At 35.4% G+C, this 23517-nt stretch carries 28 protein-coding genes; 17 read left to right on the forward strand and 11 right to left on the reverse strand.

The window, feature by feature from the left end; translation table 11 throughout:
* Positions 1–53: 53 nt before the first annotated feature.
* The 6 genes from CWATDRAFT_RS00005 to tyrS form a co-directional block, all read right to left on the reverse strand.
* Positions 54–1580, reverse strand: a complete 1527-nt coding sequence (locus CWATDRAFT_RS00005) for an IS5-like element ISCwa2 family transposase (protein ID WP_007303038.1) — start codon at positions 1578–1580, stop codon at positions 54–56.
* A 125-nt stretch (positions 1581–1705) separates the two neighbouring features.
* Positions 1706–1915 carry an RloB domain-containing protein gene (locus CWATDRAFT_RS41575; protein WP_050018318.1) on the reverse strand — a complete coding sequence of 70 codons (210 nt, stop codon included), beginning with the start codon at positions 1913–1915 and terminating at the stop codon, positions 1706–1708.
* A gap of 57 nt (positions 1916–1972) precedes the next feature.
* Entirely contained in the window at positions 1973–3277 is a 1305-nt protein-coding gene (locus CWATDRAFT_RS00015; protein WP_007303039.1) for an AAA family ATPase, read from the reverse strand.
* 369 nt (positions 3278–3646) lie between these two features.
* Positions 3647–3973 (reverse strand): thioredoxin family protein, encoded by a 327-nt coding sequence (locus CWATDRAFT_RS00020; RefSeq protein WP_007303040.1) that lies wholly within the window; start codon positions 3971–3973, stop codon positions 3647–3649.
* 63 nt (positions 3974–4036) lie between these two features.
* Positions 4037–4810: a PspA/IM30 family protein gene (locus CWATDRAFT_RS00025; protein ID WP_007303041.1), complete on the reverse strand. Its 774-nt coding sequence runs from the start codon at positions 4808–4810 to the stop codon at positions 4037–4039.
* Positions 4811–4989: 179 nt separating this feature from the next.
* Entirely contained in the window at positions 4990–6219 is a 1230-nt protein-coding gene (gene tyrS, locus CWATDRAFT_RS00030; protein ID WP_007303042.1) for a tyrosine--tRNA ligase, read from the reverse strand.
* Between the two features lie 221 nt (positions 6220–6440).
* Here tyrS and CWATDRAFT_RS00035 point away from each other — a divergent pair, with 221 nt between their 5' ends.
* The 16 genes from CWATDRAFT_RS00035 (at position 6441) to CWATDRAFT_RS00110 (ending at position 19634) form a co-directional block, all read left to right on the forward strand.
* On the forward strand, positions 6441–6638 hold the full coding sequence (locus tag CWATDRAFT_RS00035) for a hypothetical protein (protein ID WP_042711047.1): 198 nt from the start codon (positions 6441–6443) through the stop codon (positions 6636–6638).
* A gap of 223 nt (positions 6639–6861) precedes the next feature.
* A complete protein-coding gene (locus CWATDRAFT_RS00040) occupies positions 6862–7296 on the forward strand; it encodes a ferritin-like domain-containing protein (RefSeq protein WP_007303043.1) in 435 nt (144 codons plus the stop codon).
* Positions 7297–7472: 176 nt separating this feature from the next.
* On the forward strand, positions 7473–8642 hold the full coding sequence (chrA, locus tag CWATDRAFT_RS00045) for a chromate efflux transporter (RefSeq protein ID WP_007303044.1): 1170 nt from the start codon (positions 7473–7475) through the stop codon (positions 8640–8642).
* 34 nt (positions 8643–8676) lie between these two features.
* Complete coding sequence (locus CWATDRAFT_RS00050; protein ID WP_007303045.1) at positions 8677–10104, forward strand: FAD-dependent oxidoreductase; 1428 nt, start codon at positions 8677–8679, stop codon at positions 10102–10104.
* A gap of 125 nt (positions 10105–10229) precedes the next feature.
* The gene (gene lptC, locus CWATDRAFT_RS00055) at positions 10230–11399 is read left to right on the forward strand and encodes an LPS export ABC transporter periplasmic protein LptC (protein WP_007303046.1); all 1170 of its coding nucleotides are present in this window, start codon (positions 10230–10232) and stop codon (positions 11397–11399) included.
* Position 11400: 1 nt separating this feature from the next.
* Positions 11401–12081 (forward strand): response regulator transcription factor NblR, encoded by a 681-nt coding sequence (nblR, locus tag CWATDRAFT_RS00060; protein WP_007303047.1) that lies wholly within the window; start codon positions 11401–11403, stop codon positions 12079–12081.
* A gap of 65 nt (positions 12082–12146) precedes the next feature.
* Positions 12147–12659 (forward strand): DUF192 domain-containing protein, encoded by a 513-nt coding sequence (locus tag CWATDRAFT_RS00065; protein ID WP_007303048.1) that lies wholly within the window; start codon positions 12147–12149, stop codon positions 12657–12659.
* Positions 12660–13087: 428 nt separating this feature from the next.
* Positions 13088–13303: a DUF2949 domain-containing protein gene (locus tag CWATDRAFT_RS00070; RefSeq protein ID WP_007303049.1), complete on the forward strand. Its 216-nt coding sequence runs from the start codon at positions 13088–13090 to the stop codon at positions 13301–13303.
* A 78-nt stretch (positions 13304–13381) separates the two neighbouring features.
* Positions 13382–15856 (forward strand): dynamin-like GTPase family protein, encoded by a 2475-nt coding sequence (locus CWATDRAFT_RS00075; RefSeq protein ID WP_007303050.1) that lies wholly within the window; start codon positions 13382–13384, stop codon positions 15854–15856.
* Between the two features lie 70 nt (positions 15857–15926).
* The gene (locus CWATDRAFT_RS00080; protein ID WP_007308714.1) at positions 15927–16289 is read left to right on the forward strand and encodes a KGK domain-containing protein; all 363 of its coding nucleotides are present in this window, start codon (positions 15927–15929) and stop codon (positions 16287–16289) included.
* Between the two features lie 124 nt (positions 16290–16413).
* Positions 16414–16743 (forward strand): KGK domain-containing protein, encoded by a 330-nt coding sequence (locus tag CWATDRAFT_RS41245; RefSeq protein ID WP_007303052.1) that lies wholly within the window; start codon positions 16414–16416, stop codon positions 16741–16743.
* 142 nt (positions 16744–16885) lie between these two features.
* The gene (locus tag CWATDRAFT_RS00090; RefSeq protein ID WP_007308716.1) at positions 16886–17104 is read left to right on the forward strand and encodes a hypothetical protein; all 219 of its coding nucleotides are present in this window, start codon (positions 16886–16888) and stop codon (positions 17102–17104) included.
* On the forward strand, positions 17097–17519 hold the full coding sequence (locus tag CWATDRAFT_RS00095; protein ID WP_007303053.1) for a putative toxin-antitoxin system toxin component, PIN family: 423 nt from the start codon (positions 17097–17099) through the stop codon (positions 17517–17519). The genes CWATDRAFT_RS00090 and CWATDRAFT_RS00095 overlap by 8 nt, the downstream gene beginning before the upstream one ends.
* A gap of 93 nt (positions 17520–17612) precedes the next feature.
* Positions 17613–17978 carry a KGK domain-containing protein gene (locus CWATDRAFT_RS00100; protein WP_007303054.1) on the forward strand — a complete coding sequence of 122 codons (366 nt, stop codon included), beginning with the start codon at positions 17613–17615 and terminating at the stop codon, positions 17976–17978.
* Between the two features lie 346 nt (positions 17979–18324).
* Complete coding sequence (locus tag CWATDRAFT_RS00105) at positions 18325–18567, forward strand: HNH endonuclease (RefSeq protein WP_190273805.1); 243 nt, start codon at positions 18325–18327, stop codon at positions 18565–18567.
* Between the two features lie 143 nt (positions 18568–18710).
* Positions 18711–19634 (forward strand): nucleoside hydrolase, encoded by a 924-nt coding sequence (locus CWATDRAFT_RS00110; RefSeq protein WP_007303056.1) that lies wholly within the window; start codon positions 18711–18713, stop codon positions 19632–19634.
* A gap of 6 nt (positions 19635–19640) precedes the next feature.
* On the opposite strand, the gene CWATDRAFT_RS00115 is transcribed toward CWATDRAFT_RS00110, so the two are convergent.
* From CWATDRAFT_RS00115 to pyrR, 4 genes are all read right to left on the reverse strand, one after another.
* Positions 19641–20156, reverse strand: coding sequence for a GNAT family N-acetyltransferase (locus tag CWATDRAFT_RS00115; protein ID WP_157134018.1), 516 nt, complete (start codon positions 20154–20156; stop codon positions 19641–19643).
* Entirely contained in the window at positions 20149–20427 is a 279-nt protein-coding gene (locus CWATDRAFT_RS00120; RefSeq protein ID WP_007303058.1) for a type II toxin-antitoxin system TacA family antitoxin, read from the reverse strand. Before CWATDRAFT_RS00120 ends, CWATDRAFT_RS00115 begins: the two co-directional genes overlap by 8 nt.
* Before the next feature lie 118 nt (positions 20428–20545).
* Positions 20546–21787: a competence/damage-inducible protein A gene (locus CWATDRAFT_RS00125; protein ID WP_007303059.1), complete on the reverse strand. Its 1242-nt coding sequence runs from the start codon at positions 21785–21787 to the stop codon at positions 20546–20548.
* Positions 21788–21790: 3 nt separating this feature from the next.
* Complete coding sequence (gene pyrR, locus CWATDRAFT_RS00130) at positions 21791–22330, reverse strand: bifunctional pyr operon transcriptional regulator/uracil phosphoribosyltransferase PyrR (RefSeq protein WP_007303060.1); 540 nt, start codon at positions 22328–22330, stop codon at positions 21791–21793.
* 297 nt (positions 22331–22627) lie between these two features.
* On the opposite strand from pyrR, the gene CWATDRAFT_RS00135 reads away from it, so the two are divergent.
* A complete protein-coding gene (locus CWATDRAFT_RS00135; protein ID WP_007303061.1) occupies positions 22628–23095 on the forward strand; it encodes a two pore domain potassium channel family protein in 468 nt (155 codons plus the stop codon).
* Here the strand turns inward: CWATDRAFT_RS00135 and CWATDRAFT_RS00140 are convergent.
* Positions 23092–23427 carry a hypothetical protein gene (locus CWATDRAFT_RS00140; RefSeq protein WP_007310013.1) on the reverse strand — a complete coding sequence of 112 codons (336 nt, stop codon included), beginning with the start codon at positions 23425–23427 and terminating at the stop codon, positions 23092–23094. The genes CWATDRAFT_RS00135 and CWATDRAFT_RS00140 overlap by 4 nt on opposite strands.
* Positions 23428–23517: the final 90 nt, after the last annotated feature.

Consider the following 23517-nt stretch of genomic DNA (forward strand, 5'->3'; position numbering starts at 1 on the left):
AAAATCAATTATTGGCCTTTAAATAGGGTTTGCTGAAAAAGTTTCTCCAAAATTTATGCCACTTTTGACCAAGAATTTTCTGACAAATCAATAAGTTTTAGTACATAAAAATTGTTTAAAGTATAATCAAAATTAATGAAAGGCGGTTTAATGAGTTCCCCTGTTCTATTATTAGTAAATAAGGACAAAAAAAGCGACAAAAACTGCCTCAGAAGTTTACAAAGATTGACAACTAAAAATGTAATAGCAATAGATGTAATGGAGGTTTCAGGGAGTTTTGTCATCACGAGATTTAGGCTAAATCTTCGTTTAGCTTGTCCAAACTTTCCCTCAATAGCATTACGGAAGCATTCATCGGAGTGGGCTTGTTTCTTTTCTTCTTCACTGACATTTTTCGGAGGTCTTCCTAACTTCGGACCACTGATTCTTATCCCTCTTTCCTTACACCAATTTCTGTTTTCCCTAGTTCGATAAATTTTATCTACATGGACGGATTCGGGATAATAGCCAAACGTTTCTTTATACTTTTCTACTTGTTCTTTTAAATGACAAGATTCATTGAAGTTTTCCCAACTTATTTTGTCTAGAAACACATAGTTATCTACACAGCTTACTGAGAGTTTAGCTCCAAACTCTATTGGTTTTCCTGCTTTTCCCCTCACTATTGGACGAATATGCGGTTGAGTTAAACTTACAATTCTTTGAGGAACACTCTGGGTCTTATTCTCCCACATTGACTGTTGTTGTTCATAAACTTTTTTGATAGTCTCTAGACAATTTTTCTGTCTTTTACTCAGATTTTCCAGGGAAGCCCCAGCTTGAATTAAGTCTTCTATATTTCCTAAATTTTTCTTAAGGTATTTTAACTGTTTCCCGATAGCTTTTCTTCTTTCTTGATAAGATACTTTTCGTTTTTTAGCTACTTTTAAGTATTCCTTTCTAGCAATTATTCTAGAAGTTCTCGGCTTTTTTCTCAATTTTACTCTTAATGGTTTATAAAGATTATCTATTATTCTTTCTGTCTCAATTCTGGCTTGATTTAATATGCCTAAATCCGTTGGGTATTTGATGTCTGCTGGCGCACAAGTCGCATCTAAAATTAGTTTACCTTTATTTTTTATTTTTTCTCCTTTTTCTTGGAGACAATCCTTTTTTTTTACTTCTTTATCACTCTTGTCTATTTCTCTTTTTACTATTTTTTTATTGATTTTGTTTATCAATTCTCCATCAATTCTTTTCCTAAAATGAACTAGCATTGAAGATTCCAGTGGTGGCTCTTGTTGATAACAATTTAAACCTATAAAGTATTGTAGATAAGGATTTTCTCTAATCTGTTCTATAGTTTCTCTATCACTTGTTCCTAATTTTTCCTTAATAATTAATGTCCCTAATGCCATTCTAAATAGTTTGGCTGGCGCACCTTTTTCTGCTGAAAAAAGTTTAGCATATTCTTCCTCAAAATCATCCCAAGGTATCAACTCTGCCATGATTACCCAACGATTATTGGGGGACAATTTGCCCTCGAAAGGTAATTCAAATTTTTCTGGGGGCGGTAAAGGTTGCTCCTCTTTTCGATACATTTGTTCTTGACCAACAACTGGGAGGTGTTTCTACCAATTATAGCGGTTTGTAGCCGACAAAGCTGATCTTTTTTGCGATCGCGAATATGGGTGTAACCTTTTAAAGAATAGGGTTTTGCTTTTATTCAGCAAACCCTATTTATTGTACTGTTAAAGTTTTGAAAATTATCTTTATCAAAAACACACCAAACTTGATCATAGTCATCTTCTTTTTTATATTCAATTGTTTTATTTACTAAGATATCAGGATCTTTGTTCAATCCTTTAACTTTTATAACCTTACGAGGAACACGAAAACACTCAAAGTAGTTTTTTCTGTTTCTTCTCCTCCACAAACAATTAAAAATAGTTGTTTAGGCTCTCTTGTGTTTTTCTTTCGACTTGAATATCCTCTAGGATTTCTCTCTGTTTTCGCCATTAGAATTAATTAGTGTAGTTAAATCTCCAATATAGGGTATTGCACCATATCGACCTTTGATGTAATCATTTTCAAAGGCAGCATCATCACTAATTTTATATTCTACTAAAGAATATAAATCACTTGCACCATATCTATCTTTTTCAGTAAACCAGATTTGATCCCTACGAAAAAGTTTAGGACTGAGTAAGTTTGTGTCATGAGTCATCACAATTAGTTGACCATTATTAGGGTTGGTTTCATTAGAGTTAAACAATTCAATAATAGTACGACTAATTAAAGGATGTAATCTTGCATCAAATTCATCAATTACCAAAGTTTGACTATTTTTTAAAGTATCAAAAAGTGGTCCAGCTAAAGCAAAAGCTTTCTGCGTACCCTCGGATTCATCTTCTGTAAAATCAAAGGTTTCAGTAGAGATAAACTTATTCTCAGAATCAAATTTACGATGTTTGGTTGTAATCAAAGTTCCTTTTCCTCCTGAGTCTCTAAGTATCATTTTTCTAAATTCTTGAGGTAAATCATCAGAAAGTTGATCTTCAGTAACTTCTATTTGAGTAACGTTAATGTCATCAATTCCTAAATCTAGCTTTTTAATTAAGTTGATGATTTCGTTTTTATTTTCATTCTCCATTAAACACTTTACTGTAAAAGAACGATAAGAAGAATCATTTAAACCAGAAATCACCTGTAATGAATTAGTTAACCAGTTAAGAATATCTTCCGCAATTTTAATATTAAACTGAGCAGATACAGATAAGAAAAGAGCATTATCTCTTGTCAGTTTTTCAACTCCATTTGCTTGATATCTCTTAATAGTGTTTATTTGACCTTCTTTTCTCTCAAAAAGCTTGCTTTCCCTAACATTGGGAATGTAATATAACCATTCTGAGACAATTTTTTTTGTAGTTGCTTCAAACCCGTAACGATATTTAATCCCATCCAATAAAAAAACAATTTCAAAGAAAGAAGGATTATTCTCAGTTTCAAGACTCAATCTAAAAGGTTCTATGTCTATATCATCTGTGCTTTGAGTCTGTCTAGATGAATTAATCATAAACCATTTCATAAAAGCTAAAGCTTTAATGAGATTACTTTTTCCACTAGCATTTGCATCATAAATAGCAGCACTTTTGAGCAATTTTAAATCATCATCAACAGCAAAAAGATTATCATTATGAATAGTATTATTATCAGCAGTAAGATCGGCCGCTACCATACTAAAAGTAACAACATCTTTAAATGATCTATAATTTCCTACACTGAATTCAATTAACATTAAGTAAGTTTTTGCTATCTAATAAGACTAGAAAGACAAGAGCAATTTCCTCGCTTAAGCATAACAGACAATGGACGCTTTAATACAATCAATCTGTGCTTAAGTTCATTAAACCATGATAAATAAGACTTGCACCTTGAAATTTATGATAATACCAATTTCTTAAAGTAGGGGTTAACGCTTTGACTGCGCTCAGCGTTAAACCCTGCAATATAAAGTTATGTAGTCTAAGGTTATTTCTGATAAAAGAGATTCCTTATGTAGATGCTAAATAAGACTAAAATACGACTCTAAACTGTAGTTCAAAAGCTTAAACTGTATTGTACAAAATGCTTAAGGGGGAGAGATTGAACTCTCCAACCTTACCCACTACTTGAGATGTTTATTAAGCATCTCTTCTAACTGTGGTCTGGTGATCGCTCCTTCGTGTTTGGCCAATAGTTCCTTATTCTTATATAGTCGTAAAGCAGGAACACCCTCTACTTTGCACTTTGTCCGTGCATTGGGGTTGGGGTCAACCTCTAATTTAACTACTTTAAGACTATCGCTATAGCTATCAGCAATCTTACTAACAGAAGGAGAAACCAAACGACATGGACCACACCAAGAAGCCCAAAAATAGACTAATACAGGGGTTTGTGTTTCAAACACTTCTGCATCAAATTGAGGATCTGTAATTTCGAGAACACTACTCATAGTTTAGTTATCAGTGATCAATGATTCCGTTACCAGTTAATAGCTTACAGGGTTTGCTTACCTTTAGAGATTATCCAGTTGACGGCGTAAGTCATCTAATTCTGCATCAACTGCACTATCTTTAGGAGTCGCTTTATCCTCAGTTGATCCTTCTGGTAAAGCGGCTTTTGGTTCAGCAGATCCCGTCATTTGGGCTTTCAGCATAGCCAGTTCATCTTCTACACCGCTTCCGGCTTCCAGTTCAGCAAATTGATTTTCTAGACTCGATCCCCCTATTTCTCCTACTGCTTGGGAACGGGCTTCCATATCTAAGACCTTGTTTTCCATGCGCTCAAAAGCAGCCATAGAACCACTGGTATTCAGACCACTCATGGTTGATTGTAGTGCTTCGTTAGCCTTAGCAGCCTTAGCCCTAGAAACGAGCATATCTTTCTTGGTCTTAGCCTCAGCAATTTTGCTTTCTAAGGCCGTTAAATTACGGCGCATGGTTTCAATTTGAGCATTTTGCTGATCCAATTGTTCCTTGAGGGTGGTGGCGGTGTCTGTGAAAGATTTTTTCCGAACTAAGGCTTCTCTAGCTAGAGTTTCCTCTCCTTTGGATAGAGCTAATTTTGCCCGTTGTTCCCAGCTATTAGCTTCTTGGAGAGCTTTTGTGTATTGTCCTTCGGTTCGTTTTTGAGAACCCATAGTTTGGGCAAAAGCTTGTTTTAACTCGATCAAGTCTTTGCCCATATCCTCAATGGTTTGTTCTAAGATTTTTTCAGGATCTTCTGCTTTGCTAACAAGATCGTTGAGGTTGGCTCTGACAACTCGGCCTAGGCGATCAAATAATCCCATAATACTTTTTGTCCTCTTGGTGTGTACAAGGTTGAGTTTAAGGTTTCAAGTTAAAATGACGTTGTTATACCCGTCAAGTTAGACGTTCTTGTATTCTAGTGTATCAAACACAAGACAGGACGCAGAAACTTGGCTTCAGAGTGAGGAGTTAGGGTTTTGGGGTTCGGATTCATAAATTTTCAAGCCTTTACTAACTTGATAAACTTCTTTTTACCCACTTGTAAAACTTTACCTGAGAGTTGTTCTGATTGCTCAAAGGTTATATTAACATCGGTAATTTTTTCTCCGTCTAAACGAACTGCACCCCCTTGTATTTGTCGTCTGCCGTCCCCACTACTTCCACAGAGTCCACTGGCACTTAAAATGTAGAATAATTTAGCCGGAAATTCTACTTTTGATAAGTCATATTCGGGTACAGCATCCGTTGCACCAGTGCCTTTATTTTTTACTAAATCTTCGGCGGTTTTTTGTGCAGTTACGGCTGCTTGTTTGCCGTGAAATTGTGAGACAATTTCTAGGGCTAATAACTTTTGAGATTCACGAGGGTTTTCTGGCAATTCCTCTAAGGGTAAATTGGTTAAGAGTTCAAAATATTCTTTAATAATAGCATCGGGGGTTTTTTCTAGTTTAGAATACATTGATAACTCATCTTCTTTTAATCCCACGTAGTTATTGAGAGATTTTGACATTTTTTGGCTGCCATCTGTACCTCGTAAAATTGGTAATAATAATCCAAACTGAGGTTTCTTGCCAAAGTGTCTTTGTAAGTCTCTACCAACGGCAATATTAAACTTTTGATCCGTTCCACCTAATTCTACATCGGCATCGATCATCACCGAGTCATATCCCTGCATTAAGGGGTAGAGAAATTCGTGGAGAAAAATAGGATTTTCTTGTTTATAACGTTCAGCGAATCCCTCTTTAGCCAACATTTGTCCTACGGTCATAGTGGCTAAAAGTTCTTGAATTTTTGCTAAGTTTAGCTCACTTAACCATTCAGAATTATAACGAATTTCTAATCTTCCTGGTGTTTCAAAATCTAAGATAGGACGTAGTTGCTCTAAATAACTTTCGGCGTTTTTTCTCACAGCTTCAGAAGTCAATTGTTTACGAACTTCTGACTTACCAGTGGGATCACCAATTTGTGCGGTAAAATCTCCGATAATGACCACTGCAGTATGACCAGCATCTTGAAACCCCCGTAACTTACGAAAAGGGATACTATGACCTAGATGAATATCGGTTCCAGTGGGATCAATTCCTAATTTAATCCTCAAAGGACGATGGCATTTTTCTATCAATTTCTCTAAGTTTTCTTCGGGGTTATTCGATTCAGGTTGACTGGGAAATATCTCGCTGGTTCCTCGATATAACCAATTGAAAGAGTCAGGAATCATGACTGATGACATGGTAGACAAATAAGAATTGATTGTTTGATAAGATACTCTTTATTTTAGCAGATTTTACCCTCTGCTTATCACATTTGCTAGAAGTTTCTCGGTAAGAGTTCTTAGGGGATTCTGTAATATCCATGAATAAAAGATAAAAATTTTTCTATGATCTTTCCCAGGTCTTTTTATTTTTGTTAAGCTATAATAGTGTTTAATCATCGTTATTACTGAGGATAATCATGACGACAGAAAGAGAATACCAAGAAGGACAAAGACGAATTAGAAAACTAAGAAGACAGAAACCAAAAAATAATAATCAGTTTCTCTGGTTTGTGGTGGGAATTATTGTTTTTGTTGGCTTAATTATAGTTCAATCTTCTCGAAATCGCTCTCCAGAAAACCTTCTTCCTGCAACCTCAGATAAAATTAGTCAATAACTTAGAGATTTTTTGACTTGTAATAAACTTTTTTAAGTTACACCAGTCAACTAAATTTATTATAATAACTTAAGAAAAAACTTAAGCTTTATTTTACGGAGTAAGCAGTAGACATAGGATAACCTAAAATTATAGTATGTGGATACGTAATTTAATCGTCTTCAAAAAAGAGACCATAATTGTTATCCTTGTAAGTTTACTTCTTCTCCTCAAAAGGTAAAATATGAGAGCACTTGACAGAGAAAAAACCAATGCTTTGCTCAACACCATCATGGAATATGAATTAGCCGGTGTTGTTCGCTACACTCATTATTCTTTGATGGTAACAGGACCCCATCGTCTTCCTATTGTACAATTTTTTCAACAACAGGCTACAGAATCCTTACTTCATGCTCAACAAGTGGGAGAAATTTTGACTGGTTTAGAAGGCCATCCTAGCTTAAACATTGCTCCTATGGAAGAAACTAATGAGCATAGTTTGAAGAATATTTTAGAAGAAAGTCTCAACCACGAAAAGAAAGCCTTAGATTTATATAAAGACTTATTAGATGTGGTGGAAGATGCTTCTATTTATATCGAAGAATTTGCACGGGGAATGATTGGGCAAGAAGAAGTCCATAACATAGAATTGAAGAAAATGTTACGGGATTATGTTTAATCGAATCGAAGTAATGTAATTGAGAAGCAACCCAGATGTTATATCTGGGTTAATCATGAAATAATCGAGAAAAATTATATAATTGGTGAAAAATGTTAATTCAGTGAAATCCTTCTTTCATAACTTTAGGCAGAAAAATAACAAAAGTTGTCAATTCAGTTATAGGGAAATAAACCATGACAGAGGATTTAAAGCAACGTTTAGTCTCTTTAGCGTCTGTCTTCCTTAAACTGGGAGTAATTGGTTTTGGGGGACCGGCTGCCCATATCGCCATGATGGAAGCAGAAATCGTTACTGATCGTCAATGGCTTGAGCGATCGCAGTTTCTGGATCTTTTGGGGGCAACAAATCTAATTCCAGGCCCCAATTCCACAGAAATGGCCATTCATGTTGGTTATATCTATGGAGGGGTTTGGGGCTTAATGGTGGCAGGAATTTGCTTTCTTTTCCCCGCCATCATTATGACTACTATTTTAGCCATCATTTACACCCAGTTTGGCAGTTTGCCCCAGATCGCCCCTCTATTATTTGGTATCAAACCAGCAGTTATTGTGGTTATTATTTCTGCCTTATATCGGTTGGGTAAAAAAGCAATCAAGCAGCGCAAATTTTGGTTAATTTTTTTATTAGTCATCATTTTGAATTTATTGGGACTAAATGAAATTTTTTCCCTCCTTTTAGGGGGATTATTTGGTATGGTGGGGTTGATATTAATCGAAAGTAAAGCCAACACCATTCCCCTACTTGTGTTCTTCATTAGCAATAATATTGCTCAAGCAACAAACCAGAGTAAGCCTACTCCGTCTTTATGGCAGTTAGGGTTATTTTTTCTGAAAATTGGTAGTATTTTATTTGGTAGCGGTTATGTCTTAATTGCCTTTTTAGAAGGAGAATTAGTCAATCAATATGGTTGGTTAACTCAACAACAACTCTTAGATGCGATCGCTATTGGACAGTTTACCCCAGGCCCGCTTCTTTCTACTGCTACTTTTATCGGCTATGTAATTTTGGGAATGCCAGGGGCGATCGTCGCTACATTGGGCATCTGTTTGCCTTCTTTTTTCATTGTTTTAGCTGTTAATCCCATTATCCCGAAATTACGCCGTTCAAAATGGACTGCAGCCTTTCTAGATGCAGTAAATGTCAGCGCAGTAGCTATCATGGTAGTGGTAACATTAAACTTACTATATCAAATCCTTTGGGTTCCCACCGACGGACTTCCTGTTAACTGGGAGGCGATACTAATTATTATTTTGGCTGGATTTGCTCTTTTTAAGTATAAATTGAATGCAGCTTGGGTGGTGTTGGGATCTAGTATTATAGGATGGGGTTTATCCTATATTTAGCCCTCATAAATTCGCAGTTACTCCTTAATTAGTTATGAGTTTAGATTATGATCTAGTTATTATTGGTAATACTAATCAAGCTTTTTTTGCGGCTTCAGAAGCTATTAAATTTAACGCAAGAGTGGCTTTAGTATTGGGAAATATCCATGATGATAGTTGGCAAGAAATTGATAGTTTAATTTTTAACTATTTGACTTATATTGAACGCCACTGGCACAATTTAAACAATTGGTATCTCAACATTAATCTAGATTCTTGGTTAGATTTTAATCAATTACAAAAATGGAGTAATGAAGTCAAGAAAGATATTAAAGCAACTAATAATTTAGAAAGTTTAGCTAATTTAGGGGTAGATATTATAGAAGAATCAGGGGAGTTTTGCCGATTGCCTAAACTTGGTTTTGTTCTTAAAAATAGAACTTTGCGCTCCCGTCGTTATTTATTAGCAACGGGAGCTATTTATAACATTCCTCAAATTCAAGGATTAACAGAAGTTGGTTATATTACCCCCGAAAGATTAGATATAGATCAACTTCCTAATAGATTGGTTATTCTATCACAAACGGCTTTAGGAATCGAACTAGCACAACAATTAAACCGTTTAGGAAAAGAGATTACACTTATTTTTGACAACTCTAATATTTTACCCCTAGAAGACCCCGATATTATACAGCTTATTCAAGCTATCTTAGAAACAGGAGGGATAAAGTTATTAATGAATTGCCCTATTACTCAAGTAAGAGAAATAGAAGGTACAAAATGGATTCAAGCAGGAAATGAAGCTATAGAAACCGATGAAATTATTATTGCTGACAAAATAAAACAACAAACACAAGGATTAAATTTAGAAGGAGTAAGAGTTAAGATAGAAGCCGATAAAATTCAGATAAATAATAAATTGCAAACCACTAACCCAAGTATTTATGTCTGTGGACAGACTATTAGTTCATATAATTTATCTAATTTAGCTTGCTATGAAGCCAGTATTGCTGTAAAAAATGCTATTTTATATCCAATTTTTAAAGTTAATTATAACCTTTCTCCTATGCGAATGTTAACTAATCCTATGTTTTCACAAGTAGGGTTAACAGAAACACAAGCAAAGCGAGATTATAAAAAAGATTTAATAATTGTAAAACAAAATTATAAGAGTCTAGTTAAAGCGAAAATGTTAGACGAAACCACTGGTTTTTGTAAACTAATTACTCGTCGTAATGGTATGATTTTAGGATGTGGTATTATTGGTAATCAAAGTGAAGAAATTATTAACTTAATCGCTTTAGCTATACAAAATAAAGTTAAGATTCAGAAAATTTCTCAATTGTTTCCTCCCTACGGAACCACATCAGAAATACTATTTCAAATTTCTCAAAAATGGCAAACACAAAAACCCCCAAAGAATACATTCATCAATAATTGCTTAGAAACCCTACTATTTTGGCGTAGAAAATGGAATAAATAGAAAAAATATAATGAATATTGGTACAAAATTTAACTTGAATAGTCGTTAAAATGCTGAAAAGCTGAAAGAAGCGTTATAATTAACCCCGTTAGGATCAGCAGTAACCAACCATCATTAAGCAAGGAATGAACCAACAGCATCAATTGAGAAAAGTGAAATATTTACCTCTAAAATGGTTTAAAGGGGTGATTTTGCTGTTACTATTAAGCCTAGTTGCTTGTCAATCTAGCCAACCAGTGTCCCAAACCCTAGAAACTTCTGGGGAAACCAGAGACGAAACTAACTTAACACTACAAAATGCAACCCTAGAACAATCTAACGCTGAAGGGGAAATTCTTTGGAAAATACAAGTAGATGAGGCAAAATACAGTCCAGACCGCCAAACAGCCAATTTAACCGCAGTTAAAGGCAATATTTTCCAAGATGGTGAAATTGTATTACAAGTCAAATCCGATTACGGGGTAATTCAACGAGACGGGGCCCAGATTTTTCTCAGAGATAACGTAGTAGCTGTTGATCCCCGTAATAAAGCAGTCCTCAAGAGCGAAGAAGTGGAATGGCAACCCGAAACCTCCTTATTAACCGTTCGCAAAAATGTACGGGGTTCTCATCCTCAACTCGAAGCATCTGCAAATGAAGGCAAATATAACGCCCGTGAACAAAAATTAGAATTAACAGGGAAAATTAAAGCCACCTCAGAAGCAAGACAGTTACAATTAAAAACAGAAAAGTTAATCTGGCAAATTCCCAAACAAACTGTCATTGGCGATCGCTTTTTGACCATGATTAGATTCCAAAACAAAACTATTACTGATCGCCTTGTGGCCAATAAGGCCAGGGTTCTTTTAGATAAAAAACAAGTCATTATTAAAGAAAATATTGAATATAAATCCCTTCAACCACCCCTACAAATAGCCACCAACGAAATTATTTGGCACTATCAAACCCGTCAAGTTTATTCCAGTCAACCGGTTCAATTGATTCAATACGATCAAAATGTTACCGTCACTGGTAATCAAGGTCATGTTAACCTAGCAGAAAATATAGCTTATCTTAAAGGAGGAGTTCGAGGAATCAGTCCCATGAACGAGAGTAATTTGTACTCCAATAACTTAACCTGGAATGTAGTGGCCCAAACCATTGAAGCTCATGGTAATGTAATTTATGAGCAAAATCGAGACCCTAAGTTAAATCTGACTGGAGAAAAAGCCGTTGGTACTTTAGTGGATAATAATATTGTTGTCACTAATAGCGATCGCCAAGAACGGGTTGTTACCGAAATTTTCCCTGAATAAAATGAGTTTAAATCCTTCTATTGTTCTCGTTAATCTTAATAATATGTTTAACGAGCGTATTAGTCCTGAGTTACAAGAAGCTGGTTATACACCGATTATTGTTGATGATAGCCATCAAGTGCTAGAAAATGTCAAAATCCATCAACCAGCAATGGTGGTAATTAATCGGCAGCATAATGATAACACAGGATTTTCTTTGTGTAGTCAGTTAAGAAAGCAGCAAAAGTCCATCATTTTAATTATGATGATTAATGCAGAAACAGTCGAAGAAAGGGTTGCTTGTTTGGAAGCAGGAGCCGATGATTATCTAGTGAAAACCGATTATAGTCCAGCACTATTAAAGTTAGTTTGTTTTTATTTAACACCCACTCAAACTGCTAAAGAACAATTACAATATAGTGATATCATTCTTGACTTGACAACTAGAAAACTTTTTGTTAACAATAACTCTATTGAGTTAACAATGAAAGAATTTGAGTTACTTAAATATCTCATGTCTCATCCCCAAGAAGTTTTGAGTAGAGATAAAATTTTAGAAAATGTTTGGGGAGATGAATTTCAAGGGGAATCTAATGTAATTGAGGTTTATATCCGTTATTTACGGATCAAAATCGAAAACGAGGATCATAAACGTTTAATTCATACAGTTCGAGGTGTGGGTTATGTTTTGCGCGAAGGGTAACTTCAATAATTAACAATTAACAATTAATAATTAACAATTAATAAAATTTTGAACTATAAAAAGTTATGTTTAAAACAATCAGTTCCATACTTTTAATTGGTATTTTTTTAGTGGGATGCTCCCCTTCAACACAAGCAGAATATTCTAAAGATGTGAACAAAGAAATTACAGAAAACGGTCAACTGCTTCCCATTGAAGCTACAGTTACTATTGATAATACCCTGATAGAATTGGAAGTAGCGAAAACCCACGAACAACAACAAATAGGGTTAATGTATCGTCAATTCTTAGACAAAAATAGGGGCATGATTTTTGTATTCGAGGAGTTACGTCCTCTTAGATTTTGGATGAAAAATGTTAACATTTCTTTGGACATGATTTTTCTGATCGATGGCAGAGTAAAAGCCGTTTTGTCCAATATTCCCCCCTGTAGCCTTGATCCCTGCTCAACTTACGGACCGGACGGTTTGGCTAACCAGGTAATTGAACTACCAGGAGGAAGGGCTAAAGAATTAGGCATTGAACCAGGTGATCAACTGGAAATTGAATTTACAGAAAAGACATCTTTTAATCCTTAAAATAATAATGATTTTTATTAATTTATGTTTTGAAAAATATCTATAGATTTTCTAAATTATTTATAATACAATCTAGACGTAGGATTAAGGGAAGACTTTATCTTCCACAGTAAAAAGCCTTATGGTTCTGTGACTGCTTTACTGATGGTCATTAATAGGGCAATTGATGGTGTGAAGAGAAAAAAGGAAAATAGGGGAATTATTAAACTAAAAAAATAATTTCTCTGATAATGTGAGGAGTTTAGAAGGAAACAGAGGATAAATATCGACAAGTATCCTAGTAACTCAGTATTTAGGCCCCTCTCGGGGAAAGATTTGTCTAGATCAATGAACTCAAATATCAATAAATTATTACGCCTAACAACGATCATGACAGACTTACAAAACCAAGACTACTATTTTTGATTCATTCTCAAGGTAAGATAATTATGCCACACACCACATCTCCACAATTTTTGCGTTTTCTCCACGAAGAACTTTGTTTATCCGCTGATTCTATTGCCATTGCCCAACGTTCTATGAATGAAACTAAAGGGCCTTTACCGATGCTACTCTGGCAATATGGTTTAATTAATTTGAACGAGTTGGATAAAATTTACGATTGGTTAGACGGTTCGGTTTACCCGAGTAATCAAGATTTATAATTGAGTATAATTCTTTAAATTGAGAATTTTCTAAGGATACGGGGAACACTAAAACAAACGACCTTTTGGACTTTTGATATGATTCCCCAATCTGAAAATTTGCCTATCCATGTTGATAGCTTACTAGAACTTTTTTGTCAAGAACCCACACTGCGATCCCAACAAGATATCAGTACCATTGAAGCATCGTTAAGAAAAGCAGTTTCTCCCCAGTTTGAAATTGTTTTTGCTGGTGCATTCAGTGCTGGAAAATCTATGTTGATTAATGCGCTTTTAGAACGAGAATTATTATACAGTGCTGAAGGCCATGCAACGGGGACAGAATGTCATATTTATTATGCCGAACCGGAACAAGAAAAGGTAGTTTTAACTTTTTTGAGCGAAGCAGATATTACAGAACAAGTTAACCTGATTTGTCAAAAATTAGGCATTGATAAAGTTCCTGATATTAATAATCCTGAAGTTAAGAATATCTTAACTTCAATGGGTCAAAAAATCATCGCACAAGAAGGGGGAGAAAGTAAGTCAGAAAAAGCTAAACAAGCTAAAGCATTGATACTTTTATTAGAGGGATTTAGCAATAATTGCGATCGCATACATCCCCTTAATGCGGCCACTTATTCTATGGAACAATTTAACTTTTCTAACTTGACAGAAGCTGCAAGTTATGCTATGCGAGGCAGCAATAGTTCAGTGTTGAAAAGATTAGATTATTATTGTCATCATCCCCTATTAAAAGATGGTAACGTTTTAGTTGATATGCCGGGGATTGATGCACCGGTTAAAAAGGACGCTGAGGCAACTTATAAGAAGATTTCTGATGCGGATACTTCGGCGGTTGTTTGTGTCTTAAAACCCGCTTCTGCGGGGGATATGAGCATAGAAGAAACGGAACTTTTAGAGAAGATGCGAGAAAATTTAGGTATCCGCGATCGGGTATTTTATGTATTTAATCGCATCGATGAAACTTGGTACAATGGCCAACTGCGTCAACGTCTAGATAGTTTGATTCAAACTGAGTTTAAAGATAGCTCTCGGATACATAAAACCAGTGGATTATTAGGGTTTTATGGTAGTCAAATAAAACAGACTAATAGTAGCGATAGTTTTGGACTAGATACCCTGTTTTCTGAGAGTGTAAAAAGCATAGGAGGGGAAGAAGAAACTCCCCAGTTTGTTAGCGAATTTAACAATTATTGTGCTAATTCTGGTAAGTTGACTCGCACTGATTTTAAAGTATCGGTTAATGGTTACGAGACACCCAATGAAAATTATGTCCGTATTTTAAGCGAGTGGGGAAACCCCTTAATTAATCAGTTGATTACTGATAGTGGTATTGAGGAGTTTCGGGACTCTATTACTCGTTATTTGACAGAAGAAAAAAGACCTCAGTTATTTGCGACATTAGCGGATGATTTACAACCTTTGTGTATTGCTTTACGGCAGCATTATTTAAATCAATATCGAGACTTAGAGAGTCAACCCCGTGAAATTGATGCTATGAAAGCACAGGAGTTAAATCGGTTAAATCATGAGTTACAAGAAGTGGGAATACAGTTCCGAGAACATATTGAGCATGAAGTTAATGAAATTGTGGTTAATGGGGATCATTACTTTGAAGAAGACTTCAACAAATTGAAAGCGAGGATGGTTAGTCGGTTAGATGAATTATTACAAACTTTTTCCGTAGCAAATGCTCATCGTCGAGCAGCTATAAGTCATCCACGTAATTCTACTGTTCCCTTGATTGCCATTTTAGTTGAAGCTTTGTATTATCTAGCTAATGAGTTAGAAGATGTATTCGTGGATGGGGTGACAACTCTGGTTTCTGAATTTTGTCAACGACTGTTACACCGTGTTAAACAAACGGAATATTACCGTAAGTTATACCGTTTATTGGGGAACGATGGAGGAGTAGAAACCCAGTTGAAAGAAGTAGAAAAAACATTGATTGCTGCTTTGGTGAGTGAGTCTAAAGTTGAATGCGATCGCTATGTAAGAGAAAGTCCCAGATTTTATGATGAAGGTACTTTTTCTATCTATCAGTTTCGTCAAACATTACAACAAACTTCTCAAGTTTATGATTGTAGTAGCATGGTAGAAGCGGAACCAGCGATCCGTCAATTATTAAAGTTAGATTTTGAACCCAAAGTATCAGCAACCATCCGTAAACATTTTCGTCAAACCATTAATATGACGCTCAAAAGTCAATTATTACCCATGGCCGAGCAACAAGCAGATATTATTTTGCAACAGTACGATCAAGCAAGAGACTATTTAGGGCAAACTTTGGAACAAGAAGCACAGGAAAAAATTGCTCATAATATACGGTTACAAGGGGAAATTAAAGAGAAAATTGCTACTTATAATGAGGCCGTTCCAGGGATTAATAATTGTCTCCAAAGTATGCAAGTTTATGAGCGTCAATTACCTTTAATTAATCAGGGAAGCTTCCAAGATAAAGATATTAAGTCTGATCTTGAAGTGAACAAAATTTCTGTTAATAATGGTCACAACTCAAATATTGATGTTGAGGTAGTTGATCTAGTTTAGATTTTTCTAGGGTGGGTAATACTCACCCCACTGTTTTGTACAAATTTTCAACAATTTTTTGATGTATATTATGAGTAACAAACAATTATTAACAACAAATAAATACTTGAAAAATGACGATGATGTGATGGCTTTTTCTCCTGATTCTTTAGTGAAGGTATCTAAGGTTAAAGATGCAATAACTTCTTTTATGAAGAGTCGATTCTTAAAAGTCTTAACTGATCATTTTCATCATATAGGAATAAGAGGAGAATTCATAAATAGCTTTGATGTTTTTAAATATGGACAAAATTGTGAAATATTACAAGTGGGTTCAAATGGTTGGAAAAAAGGAAAAATAAGACTAAAAGTTAGTTTAGAGTTTATCCCTGATGAACCAGAAATCAATGAAATAGAATCACCTTTAGATGATATTCGTCAATCAATGAATTAACTATAAATCTTTGTAGGGTGGGTTAAGTAACCAGTAAACTTCGGAATTATTCTGATAGTAAAATATTTACTTAGCCCACCACCTAAACTATAATTAAATTAAACAATAAATTAGTAAAATTTCCATGAATAACAATCTTGAATCAAATAACAAAATAATATTATTAAATCCAGATGATATCATTTCCGTATCTTCACAACATGATGTTATTTTAATAAAAAATAACACATTTAAAGTCCAAGAAATAATGAATAAGTTGACACATACAGTTAAAGATGCACATTGGTCTGATGTTAATAAATGGTCTGTTGAAGGTGTAGAATGTGAAGTATTAATTCCTAATAAAACATGGCAAAAAGGAAAGGTTAAATTTTGCATAGAGTTTATTCCCGATGAACCAGAAATCAACGAAATAGAATCACCTTTAGATGATATTCGTCAATCAATAAATTAACCGTAAATCTTTGTAGGGTGGGTTAGGTAACAAGTAAAATTCGGGATTATTCTGATAGTTAAATATTTACTTAACCCACCATCTCAACTATAATGATAATAGGGTAAAATCAAATAAAATAGAAAGGTTCAATATACAAAGCATGGAAAATATTACCATTCAAGTTGATTCTAAAATTGCCAAAGCTTACCGAGAAGCTGATCCTAATAAACAGCAAACTATGGTTCATATTTGGAAACTTATTATTGATGAAATGTTAAAAAATGATAATTTTGAAGACATTGTTGATGGAATTCGCCAAGAAGTAAAAGAAAAGGGATTAACTCCTGAAATTTTAGAAGAATTACTGAAAGATGAGTAAATTACGAGTTGTTTTAGATACTAATATTTTAATTAGTGGATTATTATTCTCACCTTCGACTCCCCAACAAGTGTTTGATGGAGTAATAGCTAAAGAAAATATACTAATTTCTGATGATACTTTTCAAGAATTATCGCAAACCTTAATTCGCCAAAAATTTGATAAATATCTATCCTTAGAAAAGCGAGTTAAGTTTATCTCGAATTTAACAAAAACAGCAGTGATAGTTAATATCACTGAAAGAGTTAATATTTGTCGAGATCCGAAAGATAATAAATTTTTAGATTTGGCTATTTCTGGAAATGCTACTCATCTCGTCACAGGAGATAAAGACTTACTAGAATTATCTGCTGTTAGAAATACTTTAATTATTACACCCAGTCAATTTTTAGCTGTTGTAGGGTGGGTTAAGTAACCAGTAAATTCAGGGATTATTCTGATAGTTAAATATTTACTTAACCCACCACCTCAACTATAATAAAATTAAACAACAATCACACAAAAAAGCATGAATAATAATCTTGATACAAATAATAAAATAGTCTTAGATTTACACGATAAATCAGATAGTGTATTATTGGTAAGTGAATCATCTATTAAAGTTAAAATTTTAATGGAAAAAATGAAATATGCTTTTTCAACCGAAGGATTTAAGGAGTTAAAGTCTTCTATATCTAATATTGCTAATTTATACTATAGTGGAGACATTTGGTTTAATAATGGAGTAGATTGTGAATTATTAGAAGCAGGAAAAAATAGGAAAAAAGGAAAAGTTAAAATTAATATACAACTAGAATTTATACCCGATGAACCTGAACCTGAAATTAAGGATAATGATTCAGTATTAGACGATATTCGTCAATCCATTAATTAATAATAAATCTTTGTAGGGTGGGTTAAGTAACCAGTAAATTTAGGGATTATTCTGAGAGTTAAATATTTACTTAACCCACCATCTCAACTATAATTAAATTCAAGAAAAATCAAACAAAATAAACACAGCAATAAATATGAATAATAACGAATTTAGGCTCTACTGAGATTGTGGTATAGAATGTATAAAAATACACAAAAAACCTGTGATGGGTTACGGCGCAAATCAAAAGTTATAAGGTTTACCGAAAAATAATCCCTGCTCCTAACCCATCCTACGAATTATAAGTTTTGCTTATAACCATAAGTTCAGGAGAGCAAAATTTTAGAATACTTACTAAAAAATGATGAAGAAAACCCCAAGAATAAAAATCCCAAAGTCCGTTAGAAATTATGTTTTTCACAGAGACAACTATCAATGTCAAAGTTGTGGCAAAAAAGAACAAGAAACCCAGTTAAACATCGATCATATTATTCCCTTAGCAAAAGGAGGAAGTAATGATATCAGTAACCTACAAACCCTATGTCAAACTTGTAACCAACAAAAAAAACATCATTTTGATCCTCGCTTTCGTCGTCACTTTACCTAATTAAACCACTATATAGCAATCAGTTTTCAGTGGTGAGAATTAAGGAAAGCTGATCCCCCCTAACCCCCCTTACAAAGGGGGGAACTAAAGGGGGGATATTGAGGGTATCATGAATTATTCGGAGATTAATATAATTAATAACCATGACTAAATTAGTATTATTCGATCACGATGGCGCAATTGATGATTTTTTGGCAACATTATTATTAATGACTATGCCTAATATAGAAGTTTTAGGCATTATTGTCACCCCTGCTGATTGTTATATTAATGCTGCTTTAAACGTAACTAGAAAACTACTTGATTTAATGGGATGTGATCCTATTCCCGTAGCAGAAAGTACCGTCAGAGGAATTAATCCTTTTCCAGCTTTATACCGTCGTGACTCTTTAATAATAGATAACTTTCCCATTCTTAACCAAGAAAATACCATCAAAACTCCCTTAGTTTCCCAAACCGGACAACAGTTTATGGTGGAAACCTTGCACCGTGCCTCCGAACCGGTTACATTGATGGTAACAGGGCCATTAACTACCGTTGCTACAGCTTTAGACATTGACCCCACCATCGAAAACAAGATTAAAGAAATAGTCTGGATGGGAGGTGCATTAAACGTTGCAGGAAATGTAGAAAAAGAGTTTGCACCGGAACACGATGGTAGCGCAGAATGGAACGCTTATTGGGATGCGATCGCAGTTCAAAAAGTTTGGCAAACTAATATTCCCTTGATAGTTTGTCCTTTGGATATTACCAATAAAGTCCCTGTTACCCCTGAGTTTATCCGTAGGTTAGCTAAACAAAGACAGTCTCAACTGTCAGATTTAGCAGGATTATGTTACGCTTTAGCTATACCTCAAGACTATTATTGTTGGGATGTGTTAGCAACTTCTTATTTGCATCGTTCAGATTTATTTTCCTTGAAGTCATGGCCAACCGAAGTGATCACAACAGGAACATCTCAAGGGAGAATTAAAGTAGTTGAGAAGGGACGAAATATCTTAGCAATGGATACAATTGATAAAGATCAATTTCATGATTATATTCTCCAACAATGGACAAAATTTTAGAATTTTTTAAAGATTAAATGATTGAGAAAGGGTAGAAATGGGTAGAAAGAGAGATAAAGGTGCATCTTGAAAGGGAATAAACTCATGTTTAAGATAAAATGCTTTAGCATGGTCGTCTATTGCATCCACCCTTACTGCAAACAGTCCAATGTCTTGAGCAGTCTTAAAAGTTCGTAATAGCGCATTTACAAGCAATTCTGACCCTAATCCTTGTCTTTGCACCGATTTATCCACTGCTAGTTTGCCAATTAATAAAGCAGGAATAGGATAAGTTGGCAGTTTTTTCTGATAAGTTTGGGGTAATGAGTCAAATTCAATTACACTTGCGCTTAAAGTATAATAACCTTGTATTTTTTGTCCTCTTTCTTCGGAAATTGCCACAAAGGTTTTAGCAATTCCTTTTTTATGGTTTTGACGGGCGTATTTTTTAAGGTAATCATTTAAAATCGGATAACCACAGTCAAACCCTTCCCGTTGATGTTGCTTTTCTATGGGCAAAAATAGCCATATTTTATTATTCATCACCATACTTTGCTTTATATTTTTGGATTGCTTCTTTTAGCTTTCCTTTAAGTGGGGGAGGGTTTTCTAAGGTGGAGAGTAATAAATCTCTATCTTGGTTAGATAAGATTAATCGTTCTTCTTGTTCAATTTCTTTCTTAGCAATGCGAATTAGGTGGAAAAGAGTATAAGAACTCAATGATACGCCTTTTAACCTTGCTGCACGTTCTAAGAGTTCTTTTTGTTCGGGGGTAACTCGCAAATCTAGACGACTACTTTTAGAATGAGACATAGAAAACGATTAGATACAAAGGCTAGGGTTATTTCTAGCTTAGTCATTTAGGCGTACATTGTCCACACAATATGTTGAAAAAATTAATAGTAGTACAGGTATATTGCCCGTTATCAATTTAATATAATTTTCGCCTTAATTTATCCAAAGCGGTACAACTGCTGAGATAACGAATAATATCCCGACTGCGATCCCCAAAAGTACATTTAATACTCTCCACCTCATCATTAGGGCCAGCAATACCAAGATAAACCAAACCAACAGGTTTAACCTCCGTTCCCCCTCCAGGCCCAGCTATCCCTGTAATACCAATACCCCAATCAACCCCTAAACGTTTTTTAACCCCATTAGCCATCTGTTGGGCTATAATATCGCAAACTGCACCCCTTTCCTCCAAAACCTCTGGGCTAACGTCTAAAAGAAAAATCTTAACTCGATTATCATAAGCAATCACCCCACCCCAAAAATAGTCCGAACTTCCGGCAATATCCGTTAACATCCCCCCTAAACCGCCACCGGTACAAGACTCTGCCACCCCAACAGTTTGCTTTTTGTTCCGTAACAACTGCCCTACCACCTTCGCCAAAGTATCATCATCCCGACCAAAATAGTCCTCTCCAGCGATTTTAATGATCTCTTGGGCTACTGGTTCAATAATAGTATTAGCTTCGGTTTCAGAGGTAGTTTTGCAGGAGATGCGTAAACGAACTTCCCCCAAAGAAGCATAGGGGGCCACCGTTGGGTTAGTCAGATCAAATAAATGGTTTACCTTAGCAGCCAAAGAAGACTCACCAATGCCCCTAAAACGCAGCATTCTACTAAAAATGATTTCTTTGCCCCAACCTTGGCTTTTCAGGTGAGGAACCGCCGTTTCTACCCACATCCGCTTCATTTCCGAAGGGACTCCAGGGAAAGTCATAATGGTTAAATTGCCTTGAGGTTGCCAGATCATACCGGGGGCCGTTCCGGTGGGGTTAGGTAAAATGGCAGCACCTTCAGGAATTAAAGCTTGTTTACGGTTATTTTCTGCCATCTGCCGTCCCCTAGCTTGGAACTTGCGTTGAATATCCTCTATAACCTCTGATTTTTCTACTAAGGGGGTATTGAAATGTTGCGCTATGGTTTCCGTGGTTAAATCATCGGGAGTCGGTCCCAAACCCCCAGTAAATAGTAGAATAGAAGACCTTTGACTAGCAATGGAGATTACTTCCTTGAGACGAGTCGGGTTATCCCCCACCACAGTTTGATAATAATGGGGAATACCTAAAATAGCTAATTCTTTGGCCAAAAATTGAACATTGGTATTAACAATGTCCCCTAATAAAAGTTCTGTACCAACGCAAATAATTTCTGCACTCATTCTTTATTGTCTGGTAGGACCACTTAATAATTCTACGGCATCACGGCCATCGATTTCTTGTAAGTAAACCTTGACTTGTTCACTGGAAGAGGTAGGTAATTTTTTTCCTGTAAAATCAGGATGAATGGGTAACTCACGATGACCCCGATCCACTAATACCAATAAACGGATCATTTTTGGTCTTCCATACTCGGTTACTGCGTTTAAGGCAGCCCGAATAGTTCTCCCTTTGTAGATGACATCATCCACTAAAATAACGGTCTTTCCTGTGAGATCAAAAGGAACTTTGGTTTTAGCAGGGGTACGGGTTTTAATGCGATCTAAATCATCTCGATAAAAGGTTACATCAATAGCACCCACTGGCACTTTTATATCTTCTAGTAGTTCAATTTGTTGAGCTAACATATTAGCTATAGGAACCCCTCTCGTGTGAATTCCTAATAAGATAATCTCCGATAAATCCCCAGATTTTTCGATAATCTGAGAAGCTAAACGAGTGATTACCCGTCGTATTTTTTCAGATGATAGTATCTTTTTGACCATTCTAATTTAAACCCTATCATGATGTGTGAACCTCGCCGTTAACGACGGAGTCTTATTTTAAGCTAACACGCATTTAAACTCCCCAAACTCCCCACACTCCCCACACTCCCCATCTCCCAGTCACCCCATCACCCCGTCTCCCAGTCACCCCGTCACCCAGTCACCCCGTCACCCAGTCACCCCATCTACCCACCTCCCAATTTCACCCAGTGGTATCACCCAAAAGGGTGAAGATTTTAATAATAGATTATCCTTCAATGAATGAGGTAAGCTGCTAGAATAATAAAAGGATACAACTTGGAAAGTCGAACAGCAATCAGGCGATCGCCAAATAATCATCACACACAACCTGTTTGTCTTCATGCTAAAAACTGTCCTTCACTTAAGGCAATGAAGGAAAGAGAAGACATTGACAAGTTGTTGAATGAAAAGTCAGATGAAGATCAAGAAACAAATTTTGTACGAGATTTTTTAAGTTATCTTGCCCTGTCCGCCTTTTGCATTATTTTGGGGCTTTTGATTGGGGTTCTAGGTTATCATTGGACAGCCCAACTGACTTGGTTAGATGCGACGGTTGAAGCGTCTATGATTCTCAGTGGCATGGGTCCTGTTAACCCTTTACTGACCAATGGTGCAAAATTATTTGCTTCCCTTTATGCCCTATTTAGCGGTCTAGTTTTTGTCTTAGCGATGGGTGTGGTTTTATCTCCTCTAATTTACAGTTTGATGAAACAATTACGCCTCAATAGATGTCAAAAAGATTAGACTTTCAGTAACCCTTCATATCTGGTTTCTACTTGAGCAATTAATTCCCGTAAACTGGGATCGTTTTCTAGTATTTCCCAAACTTGAAAAATATAATCGTCCGATACTTGATCTAATGAGCAGTTTCGCTCCGGTAGTAGAGATAAATATTGTTCTAAGATAATAGTCGTTCTTAATAACCATTGTCCTTTTTCCTCGTCTTCCATTTTTGCATATAGTTTTTTGCCATTTTTTAAAGCGGTTTCAACACGGGTTAATTTGGTTTTTTCCTGTTGAATCATCCATTGCTGCATATCGGTGGGATATTGTCTAAATTTTTCTCTAATTTTCATTATTAAGGGATAATTTTTTGATTCTCTCATCCTAACTTCCATTTTATTCAGAGCTATAAAAACAGCAGGAATAATTAAGCTTTTGCACAG

Source organism: Crocosphaera watsonii WH 8501 (assembly GCF_000167195.1).
Lineage (GTDB): Bacteria > Cyanobacteriota > Cyanobacteriia > Cyanobacteriales > Microcystaceae > Crocosphaera > Crocosphaera watsonii.

Bases quoted from the DNA above. Each gene is read 5' to 3' on its own strand.
- CWATDRAFT_RS00005 (WP_007303038.1), bottom strand. From the start codon at position 1,580: ATGTATCGAAAAGAGGAGCAACCTTTACCGCCCCCAGAAAAATTTGAA.
- CWATDRAFT_RS00015 (WP_007303039.1), bottom strand. From the start codon at position 3,277: ATGTTAATTGAATTCAGTGTAGGAAATTATAGATCATTTAAAGATGTT.
- CWATDRAFT_RS00020 (WP_007303040.1), bottom strand. From the start codon at position 3,973: ATGAGTAGTGTTCTCGAAATTACAGATCCTCAATTTGATGCAGAAGTG.
- CWATDRAFT_RS00025 (WP_007303041.1), bottom strand. From the start codon at position 4,810: ATGGGATTATTTGATCGCCTAGGCCGAGTTGTCAGAGCCAACCTCAAC.
- tyrS (WP_007303042.1), bottom strand. From the start codon at position 6,219: ATGTCATCAGTCATGATTCCTGACTCTTTCAATTGGTTATATCGAGGA.
- CWATDRAFT_RS00035 (WP_042711047.1), top strand. From the start codon at position 6,441: ATGACGACAGAAAGAGAATACCAAGAAGGACAAAGACGAATTAGAAAA.
- CWATDRAFT_RS00040 (WP_007303043.1), top strand. From the start codon at position 6,862: ATGAGAGCACTTGACAGAGAAAAAACCAATGCTTTGCTCAACACCATC.
- chrA (WP_007303044.1), top strand. From the start codon at position 7,473: ATGACAGAGGATTTAAAGCAACGTTTAGTCTCTTTAGCGTCTGTCTTC.
- CWATDRAFT_RS00050 (WP_007303045.1), top strand. From the start codon at position 8,677: ATGAGTTTAGATTATGATCTAGTTATTATTGGTAATACTAATCAAGCT.
- lptC (WP_007303046.1), top strand. From the start codon at position 10,230: ATGAACCAACAGCATCAATTGAGAAAAGTGAAATATTTACCTCTAAAA.
- nblR (WP_007303047.1), top strand. From the start codon at position 11,401: ATGAGTTTAAATCCTTCTATTGTTCTCGTTAATCTTAATAATATGTTT.
- CWATDRAFT_RS00065 (WP_007303048.1), top strand. From the start codon at position 12,147: ATGTTTAAAACAATCAGTTCCATACTTTTAATTGGTATTTTTTTAGTG.
- CWATDRAFT_RS00070 (WP_007303049.1), top strand. From the start codon at position 13,088: ATGCCACACACCACATCTCCACAATTTTTGCGTTTTCTCCACGAAGAA.
- CWATDRAFT_RS00075 (WP_007303050.1), top strand. From the start codon at position 13,382: ATGATTCCCCAATCTGAAAATTTGCCTATCCATGTTGATAGCTTACTA.
- CWATDRAFT_RS00080 (WP_007308714.1), top strand. From the start codon at position 15,927: ATGAGTAACAAACAATTATTAACAACAAATAAATACTTGAAAAATGAC.
- CWATDRAFT_RS41245 (WP_007303052.1), top strand. From the start codon at position 16,414: ATGAATAACAATCTTGAATCAAATAACAAAATAATATTATTAAATCCA.
- CWATDRAFT_RS00090 (WP_007308716.1), top strand. From the start codon at position 16,886: ATGGAAAATATTACCATTCAAGTTGATTCTAAAATTGCCAAAGCTTAC.
- CWATDRAFT_RS00095 (WP_007303053.1), top strand. From the start codon at position 17,097: ATGAGTAAATTACGAGTTGTTTTAGATACTAATATTTTAATTAGTGGA.
- CWATDRAFT_RS00100 (WP_007303054.1), top strand. From the start codon at position 17,613: ATGAATAATAATCTTGATACAAATAATAAAATAGTCTTAGATTTACAC.
- CWATDRAFT_RS00105 (WP_190273805.1), top strand. From the start codon at position 18,325: ATGAAGAAAACCCCAAGAATAAAAATCCCAAAGTCCGTTAGAAATTAT.
- CWATDRAFT_RS00110 (WP_007303056.1), top strand. From the start codon at position 18,711: ATGACTAAATTAGTATTATTCGATCACGATGGCGCAATTGATGATTTT.
- CWATDRAFT_RS00115 (WP_157134018.1), bottom strand. From the start codon at position 20,156: ATGAATAATAAAATATGGCTATTTTTGCCCATAGAAAAGCAACATCAA.
- CWATDRAFT_RS00120 (WP_007303058.1), bottom strand. From the start codon at position 20,427: ATGTCTCATTCTAAAAGTAGTCGTCTAGATTTGCGAGTTACCCCCGAA.
- CWATDRAFT_RS00125 (WP_007303059.1), bottom strand. From the start codon at position 21,787: ATGAGTGCAGAAATTATTTGCGTTGGTACAGAACTTTTATTAGGGGAC.
- pyrR (WP_007303060.1), bottom strand. From the start codon at position 22,330: ATGGTCAAAAAGATACTATCATCTGAAAAAATACGACGGGTAATCACT.
- CWATDRAFT_RS00140 (WP_007310013.1), bottom strand. From the start codon at position 23,427: ATGAAAATTAGAGAAAAATTTAGACAATATCCCACCGATATGCAGCAA.